This is a genomic window from Streptomyces sp. AC558_RSS880 (assembly GCF_019049255.1).
GTDB lineage: Bacteria > Actinomycetota > Actinomycetes > Streptomycetales > Streptomycetaceae > Streptomyces.
This window is the reverse complement of record NZ_JAGMUJ010000115.1, coordinates 122,711-134,165: the sequence shown is the minus strand read 5'-3', so window position 1 is coordinate 134,165 and position 11,455 is coordinate 122,711. Positions and strand designations below refer to the sequence as shown.

Here is an 11,455-nt window from a genome sequence, read left to right as displayed (position 1 = left end):
CGGACGGCCGCGTACGAACCCGCGAAGCCGATTCCGGCGATGATCACGGCACCGAAGACGACCACGCCGATGAGAACCCGGTGCATCCGTGTCAGCTGCAGTGGCGCGGCCACCCGTACTCCCCTCCCAGTGCGTGTTGTTGCGCGCAACAGAGTGGCACATGTGTGCGGAGGACGGGTGGCCGGTTCCGGTTCAGGGTCGGTTCAGCTCTTGCTCGACGCCTTCGAAGCGGACTTCGAGGCGGACGTGGAAGGGGACTTCGAGGACGACTTCGAGGCCGACTCCGAGGGGGAGCCGGAGGCCGACGAGGACGGCGCGGCGCCCGTGCCGTTCGCCTTCGTCACCGAGGCCACCGCCTCCTTGGCCGCCTTCTGCGCGTCCTTCATCAGGTCGTCGGCGTCCGGCGTCTTGTCACCGGCGAGGCCGGCGCCGTTGTAGTCGAGGGTGACGACCACGTTCTCGACGCGTGCCACGACCGTCTGCTGCTTGAAGGTGCCTTCCTTCTTCTTCAGGTCGTAGCGCACCGCCGTCGCCTCGTCACCGGTCCCGGTAACCGGCTCCGCCTTGACGCTCTTCGCGCCCTCGGCCGACTGGACGTCCCGCACCTGCTTGTCGTAGTACTCCCGGGCGAGCTCGTCACCGGGGCCGCGGGTGGTGTCCGAGTCGAAGCGCAGCAGCGACACGTTCAGCCAGCGGAACTGCGAACCCTTCACCCCGTTGTTGTCCAGGCTGCTCCAGGAGCAGCTGCCCCGGGTGGAGACGTCGTCCGAGGAGCCCTCCTTGCCCGCCTTCGCCTTCGGCGCCAGGTCGTCCAGGGTCTTCTCGGACAGCACCGCGCACGGCTTCGGGAGCCTCTGGTACGCCGCCGCCTGCACCGTCGGGGACGGGCTCGCGGACTGCGAGGCGGACGCGGAGGCGCCCTTGTCCTCGCCGTCGTCGGAGCCGGAGTCCGAGGAGCAGCCGGCGGCGACCAGCATCACGGGGACGGCTGCCGCGCAGACAAGAACGCGGGTAAGGCGCTTCGCTCGCTCGGGCTGCTCTCGCTGTGCTCGTCGCTGCATGGTTCCTTCACTCATGACGCTCGTGTTCCCTGCGGTCGGAACGGGTCCGAGGGGTCACGGTACGCGGTGAGCCACCCGTGCGGTCTTCCTTCGCGTGCTTTGCGCGCAGGGGTGTAGGTGCCGTGGACCGTGCTCAGCCGTTCAGCGAATCGACCAGCTCCGAGGCCAGTTTCCGTGCCCTGTCCTGCATTTCCTTGCTGTCCGGGACGACGCCGACGGTCACCGGCTGCTCCGCGTACTCGACGGTCACGATCACGTTGGACGTGCGGAACGCCACAGTCACCGTGCGCTGCTCGGCGGTCGAACCGGAGCTGCTCAGCTCGTCGTCGAGGAACGCCTCGTCGCCCAGGTCCTCCAGGAGACGGGGCTGGAGGTCGGAGGGGGCGGCGGACGGCGAGGCGGCGGTGGGCGACCCGGACGGAGGGGGCGAACCGGGCTCCGTGGAAGGGCTGGTGGACGGAGTGCCGGTCTCCGTGGCCGTCACCGTCGGCTCCGGGAGGTGCGCGGCCGCCTGCCTGGTCGCGAAGAGTTCCCCGGCCTGGGCTTCGTCGCTGACGGCGTTGTCGTAGGAGACGATCCGCTCGAAGTCGACCAGCAGATGGTCGGTCGCCTCCGCCGACTCCACCTTCCAGCGGCAGCCCACCTTGCGGTCGGTGTCGTACGTGAGGGTCGCCTCTCCCGCGTACGCCTCCTCGCGCTGCGCCGTGTCGGTCATCTCCCCGATGCCGGGCAGGAGTTGGTCGAGCGTCGTGTCCTCGACCACGCCGCAGGGCTCGGGGAGCGTGGCGTACTTGCCGGGCTGGGCGGCCTGGGTGGCCGTACCGGCGCTTCCCGGGTTGGAGTTGTCCGACTGGCCGCCGTCGTCCGGGCTGCCGGTGCAGCCGGCCAGGACGGCCGCCAGGAGCGCGGCGACGCCGGGTACGTACGCCTTCCGCTGCACGGTCGGGCTCCTCTCGATGGTGGGTGCGGGCCGGTGCCCGCCGGGTCTCCCCAGTGTCCCCGCTGGTTAATCGCTTGCCGCACGGGGGCGCCCCCGACAGACAATGTGTATCGCACGCACTGCCGTGGACGCCGGTCCGTCATCCCTTTTCGCCGACCTTGGCGCCGGTTTTGCGATTCATGACTTGTGTTGGCTTTCTGGGGGAATGGGGACGTTATGTCGTACGTGGAACTTCCGGGTGCGAAGGTGCCGATCCGTATGTGGACGGATCCGGCGACGGTGGAGGAGGGCGCCCTCCAGCAGCTGCGCAACGTCGCCACCCTGCCGTGGATCAAGGGCCTGGCCGTGATGCCGGACGTGCACTACGGCAAGGGCGCGACGGTCGGGTCGGTGATCGCGATGCAGGGCGCGGTGTGCCCGGCGGCGGTCGGCGTGGACATCGGCTGCGGCATGTCCGCGGTGAGGACGTCCCTGACGGCGAACGACCTGCCCGGTGATCTGTCGCGGCTGCGGTCGAAGATCGAGCAGGCGATTCCGGTGGGGCGGGGCATGCACGACGACCCGGTCGACCCGTCCCGCTTCCACGCCTTCGCGACCGGCGGCTGGGACGACTTCTGGGGCCGGTTCGGCGGAGTGGCGGACGCGGTCAAGTTCCGTCAGGAACGTGCCACGAAGCAGATGGGAACGCTCGGGTCCGGCAATCATTTCGTCGAAGTGTGCACGGATACGGCCGGTTCCGTCTGGCTGATGCTGCACTCCGGTTCCCGGAACATCGGCAAGGAACTCGCCGAGCACCACATCGGCGTGGCCCAGAAGCTCCCGCACAACCAGAACCTGGTCGACCGTGACCTCGCCGTCTTCGTCGCGGACACCCCGCAGATGGCGGCGTACCGCAACGACCTGTTCTGGGCGCAGGAGTACGCGAAGTACAACCGCTCGATCATGATGGCGCTCCTGAAGGACGTGGTCCGCAAGGAGTTCAAGAAGGCCAGGCCCACCTTCGAGCCGGAGATCAGCGCGCACCACAACTACGTGGCCGAGGAGCGCTACGACGGCATGGACCTGCTCGTGACCCGCAAGGGCGCCATCCGCGCGGGTTCCGGCGAGTACGGGATCATCCCGGGCTCCATGGGCACGGGTTCGTACATCGTCAGGGGCCTCGGGAACGCCAAGTCCTTCAACTCGGCGTCGCACGGCGCCGGCCGGCGCATGAGCCGCAACGCGGCCAAGCGGCGCTTCTCGACGAAGGACCTGGAGGAGCAGACGCGGGGCGTGGAGTGCCGCAAGGACTCCGGTGTCGTGGACGAGATCCCGGGCGCCTACAAGCCGATCGAGCAGGTCATCGACCAGCAGCGGGACCTCGTCGAGGTCGTCGCGAAGCTCAAGCAGGTCGTCTGCGTGAAGGGCTGACGCGACGGAGGGCGGCAAGGAGAGCGGGTCCCCTGCGAGGGGCCCGCTACTTCGCGTGGGTCACCGCGTAGATCATGACGAACGCCACGATGTGGATGCCGAAGAGGAAGTAGCCGAGGTAGTACCAGACGTAGCGTTCGCGCTTCTTCTCCAGGGCCAGGCGGCGTTGTTCGCTGTCCGACATCAGGGCTCCCGGTGGACCTTGGTGTTGGACGCCTGGGCGCGGGGGCGGACGATCATCAGATCGATGTTGACGTGGGGCGGGCGGGTGACCGCCCAGGTGATGGTGTCGGCGACGTCGTCCGCGGTGAGGGGTTCGGCGACGCCCTGGTAGACCTTGGCGGCCTTCTCCGTGTCGCCGCCGAAGCGGGTGAGGGCGAACTCGTCGGTCTTGACCATGCCGGGCGCGATCTCGATGACGCGCACCGGGCGGCCGACGATCTCCAGGCGCAGGGTCTCGGCGAGGACGTGTGCGCCGTGCTTGGCGGCGACGTAGCCCGCGCCGCCCTCGTAGGTGGCGTGACCGGCGGTGGAGGAGACGACCACGATCGTGCCGTCGCCGCTCGCGTCCAGCTTGGGCAGCAGGGCCTGGGTGAGGTTGAGGGTGCCGAGGACGTTGGTCTCGTACATGGTGCGCCACTGGTCCGGGTCGCCGGTGGCGACCGGGTCGGCGCCGAGTGCGCCGCCGGCGTTGTTGACGAGGACGCCGACGGTCCTGAAGGCGGTGGCGAACTCGTCGACGGCCGCGCGGTCGGTGACGTCGAGGGGGTAGGCCGTGGCCGCGTGGCCGGCGGCGGTGATCTCCTCGGCGAGCGCCTCGATGCGGTCCTTGCGGCGGGCGGTGAGGACGACGCGGTAGCCGGCCCCGGCGAGGCGGCGGGCCGTGGCGGCGCCGATCCCGCTGCTCGCACCCGTGACGACGGCGATACGGGACGCGGCGGGCGGTACGGCGGTGGCCATGGGCTGCTCCTCGGACGTACTGGTTCGTGGTCGGGACCTGCGCGGCCAGCATAGGCGGGGGCGGCCGGGCGGCGGCGGGGGCGGGGGCCCGGTGGGAGAATGGGACGGGTGGTCCTCCGGGGCAGGAGGTGGGTCATGGGTGAGGCGCGCGAGGTCATGGACCGGCTCACCGCGGCGGTCACCACGGACCTGGACATGGACGCCGTGGCGGAGCTGTACGCGCGGGACGCGGTCGCCTGGGTGCCCGAGGCGGGGGAGCTGCACGGGCGGGACGAGATCGTCGAGTACTGGCGTCAGATGACGACGGCCGTGCCCGACGCCCGGTACGAGTCGCTGCACGCGTTCGAGGTGGGCAGCATCGCGATCGACGAGGGGTACTTCAGCGGGCGGAACACCGGGCCGTTGCAGGTGCCGGACGGGCGGAGCGTGCCGGCGACCGGGAAGGAGGTCAGGATCCGCGGGGTGGACGTCGCCACCGTCGAGGACGGCAGGATCGTCAGCTACCGGCTCTACTTCGACCAGCTGGCCTTCCTGGAGCAGCTGGGGCTGCTTCCGGAGACGGTGGTCTGAGGGTGTCGGCCGTCGCGCGGCGGAGCGGGGGTTCCGCACGCGTGCGGCTGCGCATCCGGGTGCATCATCTGGTGGACGGTGCCCGGCACGGGCGGGGCGTGGGATACATCCGCGGACGGCGAAGCGGTGCGAGGTGGTGGTGGGATGGCGGGGAACACGCGGGCCGGGCTGCTGGCGGAGCTGGCCGTGGTGTCCCGGCGGTACACGGCGGCCCACGCCCTGTTCAACCAGGCGCTCGCCGACCATCTGGGCCTGCACCCCACCGATCTGCAGTGTCTGAACCTGCTGACGCTGGAGGGCGGCCCGGTGACCACGGGCCGGGTCGCGGAGCTGACGGGGCTGACGACCGGCTCGGCGACCCGGCTGGTGGACCGGCTGGAGCGGGCGGGGTACGTGGTGCGGGAGCGGGACGCGGATGACCGGCGGCTGGTGCTGGTGGCGGTGGTGCCGGAGCGGGCCGCCGAGTTCGGGCGGGTGTGGGAGCGGCTGGGCGGCGGCTGGGTCGCGCTCTTCGACGATCTCGACGACGCGCAGCTCGCCTTGTTCATCGACCACATGAGGCGTACGACGGAGTTCGGCGCGGAGCAGGCCGCCCGGTTGCGGTCGGGGGAGGCCGCGGACGGCTGGTCGGTCTCGGCGTCGTAGCGGTCCCGGGCCCGGTGGACCTCGTCGAAGTGGGTCTCCGCCCAGTCCTTCACGGCGGTCGGGAGCAGGCTGAGGCCGGCTCCGAGCGGGGCGAGTTCGTAGTCGACGCGGACCGGGACGGACGGGGTCACCGTGCGGGTGAGGATGCCGTCGCGTTCCAGTGAGCGCAGGGTCCGGGTGAGCGTCTTGGGGCTGACGCCGGCGATCTTGCGGCCGAGGTCGCTGTAGCGCACGGGGGCCGTGGCGAGGGCGCTGACGATCAGGCTGAACCACTTGTCGCTGACGCGGTCCAGGAGCTGGTGCGGCTGGTGGACGAGGGGGTGCTCACGCTCCGGGTCGCGGAGGAGTATCCGCTGGCCGGCGCGGCGAAGGCGCACGCGCGCCTGGCGGAGGGCGGGGTACGGGGGCGGCTGGTGCTGGTGCCGTAGGCGCGCGGCCGGGGGAATAGGAGGGGGCGGGGGGTCGTTCCAGGGGTATAGTTGAACCGTAAACAACTTGGAGGGTGAGCGGCCATGCAGTTCGGGATCTTCAGCGTCGGGGATGTCACTCCCGACCCGACCACGGGGCGTACGCCGACCGAGCGCGAGCGGATCAAGGCCATGGTCGCCATCGCGCTGAAGGCCGAGGAGGTGGGCCTGGACGTGTTCGCGACCGGGGAGCACCACAACCCGCCGTTCGTGCCGTCCTCGCCGACCACCATGCTCGGCTACATCGCCGCCCGCACGGAGAAGCTGGTCCTCTCCACCTCCACCACCCTGATCACCACCAACGACCCGGTGAAGATCGCCGAGGACTTCGCGATGCTCCAGCACCTGGCCGACGGCCGGGTGGACCTGATGATGGGGCGCGGGAACACCGGCCCGGTCTATCCCTGGTTCGGGCAGGACATCCGCCAGGGCATCAACCTGGCGGTGGAGAACTACGCGCTCCTGCACCGGCTGTGGCGCGAGGACGTCGTCGACTGGGAGGGCAAGTTCCGCACCCCGCTGCAGGGCTTCACCTCCACGCCCCGCCCGCTGGACGGCGTACCGCCGTTCGTCTGGCACGGCTCGATCCGCTCGCCGGAGATCGCCGAGCAGGCCGCGTACTACGGCGACGGCTTCTTCCACAACAACATCTTCTGGCCGGCCGACCACACCAAGCGCATGGTCGAGCTGTACCGGGCCCGGTACGCCCACTACGGGCACGGCACCCCCGAGCAGGCGATCGTCGGCCTCGGCGGCCAGGTGTTCATGCGGAAGAACAGCCAGGACGCGGTGCGTGAGTTCCGCCCCTACTTCGACGTCGCCCCGGTCTACGGGCACGGGCCCTCGCTGGAGGAGTTCACCGAGCAGACCCCGCTGACCGTGGGCTCCCCGCAGCAGGTCATCGAGAAGACGCTGTCCTTCCGCGAGTACGCCGGTGACTACCAGCGCCAGCTGTTCCTGATGGACCACGCGGGCCTGCCGCTGAAGACCGTGCTGGAACAGCTCGACCTGCTGGGCGAGGAGGTCGTGCCGGTGCTGCGCGAGGAGTTCGCCAAGAACCGCCCGGCCGACGTGCCGGACGCGCCCACCCACAGCTCGCTGCTGGCCGGAGCCAGGACGAAGGAAGGCGCACAGGCATGAGGCTCGTCGTCGTCTCGGCGGGACTGAGCGTCCCGTCCTCCACCCGGCTGCTCGGCGACCGGCTGGCCGCGGTCGCCGCCCCGGCGGCCACGGCCCCCGAGCCCCAGCCGGCCGATGTCGAGGTCGTCGAGCTGCGCGACCTCGCCGTGGAGATCGCGCACACCTTCACCAACGGCTTCCCCGGCCGGGCGCTGGCCGGCGCGTTCGACGCGGTGGCCGGGGCCGACGGGCTGATCGTGGTCACGCCGGTGTTCTCGGCGTCGTACAGCGGGCTGTTCAAGTCGTTCTTCGACGCGCTGAGCGTCACCGACCCCGAGGCCCTCGCCGGGAAGCCGGTGCTGATCGCGGCGACCGGCGGCACGGCCCGGCACTCGCTGGTCCTGGACCACGCGCTGCGGCCGCTCTTCTCCCACCTCAAGGCCGTCGTCGTCCCCACCGGCGTCTACGCCGCCTCCGAGGACTGGGGCGCCGAAGGGCTGAACGGCCGGGTCGAGCGCGCGGCCGGGGAACTGGCGGCCCTGATGGCCGGGCTGTCCACCGCCCGTCCGCTGACCGGGCGGGACTCCTTCGAGGAGGTCACCCCGTTCGAGGAGCGACTGGCGGCGCTGCGGCCCGCCGGGTGAGATACGGGTAAGAAGCGGTCCCCGGAGCCGGCCTCCGGGGCCGCGGGACGGCGGCGGTTGGCACACTGGGCGCGTGCCGCACACCGTTCTGCTCGCCGAAGACGACCGCGCCATCCGCAACGCCCTGGAGCGCGCCCTCACCCTGGAGGGTTACCGGGTCACGGCCGTCGCCGACGGCGTCGAGGCCCTCGCGCAGGCCCACCGCAGCCGGCCCGACGTGCTGGTGCTCGACGTGATGATGCCCGGCATCGACGGGCTCCAGGTGTGCCGGGTGCTGCGTGCCGAGGGCGACCGCACACCGGTGCTGATGCTGACCGCGCTGGTGGAGACCGCCGACCGCATCGCGGGACTGGACGCGGGCGCCGACGACTACGTCGTCAAGCCGTTCGACGTCGAGGAGGTCTTCGCCCGGCTGCGCGCGCTGCTGCGCCGGGCGGCCCCGGTGGCGCCGGATCCCGAGCCGGTGGCGGAGGAGGCGAAGCCGGACACCTCCGGCCGGTTCGTGGAGGCGGCCGGGCTGCGCATGGACCCCCAGGCGCGCCGGGCCTGGCGCGGCGGGCGCGAACTGGAGCTGACCCGGACCGAGTTCGAGCTGCTGGAGCTGCTGATCCGCCACGCGGGCATCGTCCTGGACCACTCCACCATCTACGACCGCATCTGGGGCTACGACTTCGGCCCCGGTTCCAAGAACCTCGCCGTCTACGTCGGCTATCTGCGCCGCAAGCTCGACGAGCCCGGCGCGCCGCAACTGATCCACACGGTACGCGGGGTGGGCTACGTGCTGCGGGAGGGCTGAGTGCCCGCGGGCGGTGCGCGGGGGGCGCCGGTTCCGCGCCGGCGGCTGCGGCTGCTGTCGCTGGGGACCACGTTCGCGGTGGCGTTCGCGGCGGTCACCGCCACGGTCACCGTGCTGGTCGGCATCCTGTCGTACAACGCCGCCGCCCGGCTGGTGCGGGTGGACCAGCAGTCCGTGTTCGACGAGGTCGTGCAGGACCTGCGGAGCGAGGTCCGGGACAACCGGATGACCCCGCACGACTTCTCCTCCGCCGCGCCCGGCCACGACCTGGTGCGGCCCGCCCGGACCGACGTGCAGGTCCTCGGGCCGGACGGCAGCGTCTTCGACCCCGGCGACCCGGGGCTGCCGGTGGTCGACGCCGACCGGCGGGTCGCGGGCGCCGCGACGGCGGGACAAGTGGCCGTGCACGCGGACGTCGACGTCGGCGACGACGTCTACCGGGTCGCGACCGTCTCGCTGGGCGGCAGCCGGGGCGCGGTGCAGGTCGCGCAGGAGTTCAGCAACACCGAGGACCTGCTGCGGGCCCTCCAGCGGCGCACGCTGATCCTGATGGCGGCGGTGGTGGTCGGGGCCGGACTGTTCGGCTGGTGGCTGGCCCGGCGCATCACCCGCCGCCTGGTCGTCCTCACCCACACCGCCGAGGCCGTCGCCCGTACCCGGCGCCTCGGCATCCAGGTGCCCGTCGCCGGCTACGACGAGGTGGGGCGCCTCGGCCGCGCCTTCGACCGCATGCTGGGCCGGCTCGCCCAGTCCGAGGAGGACCAGCGCCGGCTGGTCCAGGACGCCGGGCACGAGCTGCGTACGCCGCTCACCTCGCTGCGCACCAACATCTCCCTGCTGCGCCGCATCGACGAACTCCCGCCCGGCACCCGTGAGGAACTCGTCGCCGACCTCACCCAGGAGGCCCGCGAACTGACCGACCTCGTCAACGAACTGGTCGATCTCGCGGCCGGGCAGTCCGACACCGAGCCGTCGCAGCGGGTCGACCTCGCGGACATCGCCGAGGACGTCGCGGGGCTGGCCCGGCGGCGCACGGGGCGGGAGATCCTGGTCCGCGCGAGCGGAGACACCACGACCGATGGGCGGCCCGGGATGCTGACACGGGCGGTGTCCAACCTGGTCGAGAACGCGGTCAAGTTCGACCGGGACGGGCGCGGCCCCGTCGAGATCCACGTCGCCGGGCCCGCGCGGCCGGGGACGGTGCGGGTGGAGGTGCGCGACCGGGGGCCGGGCATCGCGGACGACGACCTGACCCGCGTCTTCGACCGCTTCTACCGCGCCGCCGACGCGCGTTCCCTGCCGGGGTCGGGGCTCGGGCTGTCCATCGTCCGGGAGATCGCCCTCGCGCACGGTGGCGCGCCGTACGCCTTCCGGCGGGAGGGCGGGGGGACGGTGACCGGGTTCACGGTGGGGGGCGTACAGCGGTCGGCCGGGTGAGCGGCGTTCTTGTGCCCGCAGCCACGTGGGGTGGCAGGCGTGAGCGGGCGCCGCGGTGCGCAGGTATGCGTGCGGGGGCGGCGGAGGGCCGCTTCCCGGTGCGGGGAGGGTGACATGCTGACCGACGAGGAGGCCGCGGCGCTGGCGGCGGTGGACGAGAAGGCGCTGGGACGGACGCTGCTGGAGCTGATCTCCGTACCCAGCGTGACCGGGAGCGCCGCCGAGTCCCAGCTGCAGCATCAGCTGGCCGGGCGGCTGGAGTGGCTCGGGATGGACGTCGACCTGTGGTCGATGGACCTGCCCGCGCTCCGCGCCGACCCGGACTTCCCGGGGACGGAGGCGCCCCGCGAGGAGGCGTGGGGACTCGTCGGGACCACCCCCGACGGCGGGGACGGGCCCACGCTGATCCTGCAGGGGCACGTCGATGTCGTACCGCCGGGTGATCCCGCCGCATGGGACGGCGACCCGTTCGTGCCCCGGGTGACCGGGGACCTCGTGCACGGGCGCGGGGCCTGCGACATGAAGGCCGGTCTCGCGGCGCACCTCGCCGCGCTCGCCGCGATCCGCGCGGCCGGCATACGGCTGCGCGGCCGGGTGGCCGTGCACTGCGTCGTCGGCGAGGAGGACGGCGGTCTCGGCGCCTTCGGCACCCTGCGGCGCGGTCACCGCGGCGACGCCTGCGTCATCGCCGAGCCCACGGCCGGCACCCTGATCACGGCCAACGCGGGTGCGCTGACGTTCCGCGTCGCCGTGCCCGGCAGGGCGGCGCACGGCAGTTCACGGGAGCAGGGGGTCAGCGCCATCGACGCCTACCTTCCCCTGCACCGGGCGCTGGCCGCGCTGGAGACCGAACGGAACCGGGACCCGGACCCGCTGCTCGCCGAGTACCCGATCCCGTACGCCCTGTCGGTGGGCGCCGTGCGCGCCGGGGACTGGGCGAGCAGCGTGCCCGACCTGCTGGTCGCCGAGGGCCGGCTCGGCGTACGCCTCGGCGAGGACCCGGCGGACGCGCGCGCCGAGTTCGAGCGGTGCGTGGCGCGGGTGTGCGCCGCCGACCCGTGGCTGCGGGACCATCCGGCCGCCGTGAGCTGGCCGGGCGGGCAGTTCGCGAGCGGCCGCCTGCCCGAGGGGCACTCCCTCGCGGACACGGCCGGTGCCGCGTACGCCGACGCGACGGGCCGCCCCCGGCCGAGGCGGCGCGGCGCGACGTACGGCAGCGATCTGCGGCACTACGTGGGCGCCGGCATCCCGACGCTGCAGTACGGCCCCGGGGACATCGCGGTGGCGCACAGCGAGCGCGAACACGTGTCCCTGCGCGAGACGGTGGAGGCGGCCCGGACCCTGGTGCTGACGGTGCTGCGGACCGTCGGGACGAAGTGAGGTGAGGCGTCTCCAGGTCCGTCGGG

General features: G+C 72.3%; 12 protein-coding genes and 2 pseudogenes. 9 read left to right on the top strand and 5 right to left on the bottom strand.

Translation table 11 applies throughout. The features are described 5' to 3' along the window. Positions 1-203: 203 nt before the first annotated feature. Together KUM38_RS29485 and KUM38_RS29480 are read right to left on the bottom strand one after the other, a co-directional pair. Positions 204-1,076, bottom strand: coding sequence for a DUF3558 family protein (locus tag KUM38_RS29485; protein WP_217133707.1), 873 nt, complete (start codon positions 1,074-1,076; stop codon positions 204-206). A gap of 118 nt (positions 1,077-1,194) precedes the next feature. Then, positions 1,195-2,001 carry a DUF3558 domain-containing protein gene (locus KUM38_RS29480; protein WP_217133705.1) on the bottom strand — a complete coding sequence of 269 codons (807 nt, stop codon included), beginning with the start codon at positions 1,999-2,001 and terminating at the stop codon, positions 1,195-1,197. 216 nt (positions 2,002-2,217) lie between these two features. Here KUM38_RS29480 and KUM38_RS29475 point away from each other — a divergent pair, with 216 nt between their 5' ends. Then, positions 2,218-3,411, top strand: a complete 1,194-nt coding sequence (locus KUM38_RS29475) for an RtcB family protein (RefSeq protein WP_217133704.1) — start codon at positions 2,218-2,220, stop codon at positions 3,409-3,411. A 46-nt stretch (positions 3,412-3,457) separates the two neighbouring features. Here KUM38_RS29475 and KUM38_RS43760 read toward each other — a convergent pair whose 3' ends face one another. Next, positions 3,458-3,691, bottom strand: a complete 234-nt coding sequence (locus KUM38_RS43760) for a hypothetical protein (protein WP_374227103.1) — start codon at positions 3,689-3,691, stop codon at positions 3,458-3,460. Further along, entirely contained in the window at positions 3,595-4,371 is a 777-nt protein-coding gene (locus KUM38_RS29465) for an SDR family NAD(P)-dependent oxidoreductase (protein WP_217133702.1), read from the bottom strand. Before KUM38_RS29465 ends, KUM38_RS43760 begins: the two co-directional genes overlap by 97 nt. Before the next feature lie 135 nt (positions 4,372-4,506). Here KUM38_RS29465 and KUM38_RS29460 point away from each other — a divergent pair, with 135 nt between their 5' ends. Together KUM38_RS29460 and KUM38_RS29455 are read left to right on the top strand one after the other, a co-directional pair. Beyond that, a complete protein-coding gene (locus tag KUM38_RS29460) occupies positions 4,507-4,941 on the top strand; it encodes an ester cyclase (RefSeq protein ID WP_217133701.1) in 435 nt (144 codons plus the stop codon). 144 nt (positions 4,942-5,085) lie between these two features. Next, the gene (locus KUM38_RS29455; protein WP_217133700.1) at positions 5,086-5,586 is read left to right on the top strand and encodes a MarR family winged helix-turn-helix transcriptional regulator; all 501 of its coding nucleotides are present in this window, start codon (positions 5,086-5,088) and stop codon (positions 5,584-5,586) included. On the opposite strand, the pseudogene KUM38_RS29450 reads toward KUM38_RS29455, so the two are convergent. Continuing rightward, positions 5,574-5,936: pseudogene (locus KUM38_RS29450) on the bottom strand (winged helix-turn-helix transcriptional regulator); the annotation flags it as partial. The gene KUM38_RS29455 and the pseudogene KUM38_RS29450 overlap by 13 nt on opposite strands. On the opposite strand from KUM38_RS29450, the pseudogene KUM38_RS42365 reads away from it, so the two are divergent. From KUM38_RS42365 to KUM38_RS29425, 6 genes and pseudogenes are all read left to right on the top strand, one after another. Then, positions 5,883-6,014 (top strand): annotated as a pseudogene (locus tag KUM38_RS42365) (zinc-binding dehydrogenase); the annotation flags it as partial. The pseudogenes KUM38_RS29450 and KUM38_RS42365 sit on opposite strands and share 54 nt — an antisense overlap. 84 nt (positions 6,015-6,098) lie before the next feature. Then, positions 6,099-7,193, top strand: a complete 1,095-nt coding sequence (locus tag KUM38_RS29445; RefSeq protein WP_217133698.1) for an LLM class flavin-dependent oxidoreductase — start codon at positions 6,099-6,101, stop codon at positions 7,191-7,193. Next, positions 7,190-7,816, top strand: coding sequence for an FMN reductase (locus tag KUM38_RS29440; RefSeq protein ID WP_217133696.1), 627 nt, complete (start codon positions 7,190-7,192; stop codon positions 7,814-7,816). The genes KUM38_RS29445 and KUM38_RS29440 overlap by 4 nt, the downstream gene beginning before the upstream one ends. A 73-nt stretch (positions 7,817-7,889) precedes the next feature. After that, positions 7,890-8,612, top strand: coding sequence for a response regulator transcription factor (locus KUM38_RS29435; RefSeq protein WP_217133694.1), 723 nt, complete (start codon positions 7,890-7,892; stop codon positions 8,610-8,612). After that, positions 8,613-10,049, top strand: coding sequence for a HAMP domain-containing sensor histidine kinase (locus tag KUM38_RS29430; protein WP_217133692.1), 1,437 nt, complete (start codon positions 8,613-8,615; stop codon positions 10,047-10,049). It abuts the gene before it with no gap. Between the two features lie 114 nt (positions 10,050-10,163). Then, positions 10,164-11,429 (top strand): ArgE/DapE family deacylase, encoded by a 1,266-nt coding sequence (locus tag KUM38_RS29425; RefSeq protein WP_217133690.1) that lies wholly within the window; start codon positions 10,164-10,166, stop codon positions 11,427-11,429. Positions 11,430-11,455 lie beyond the last annotated feature (26 nt).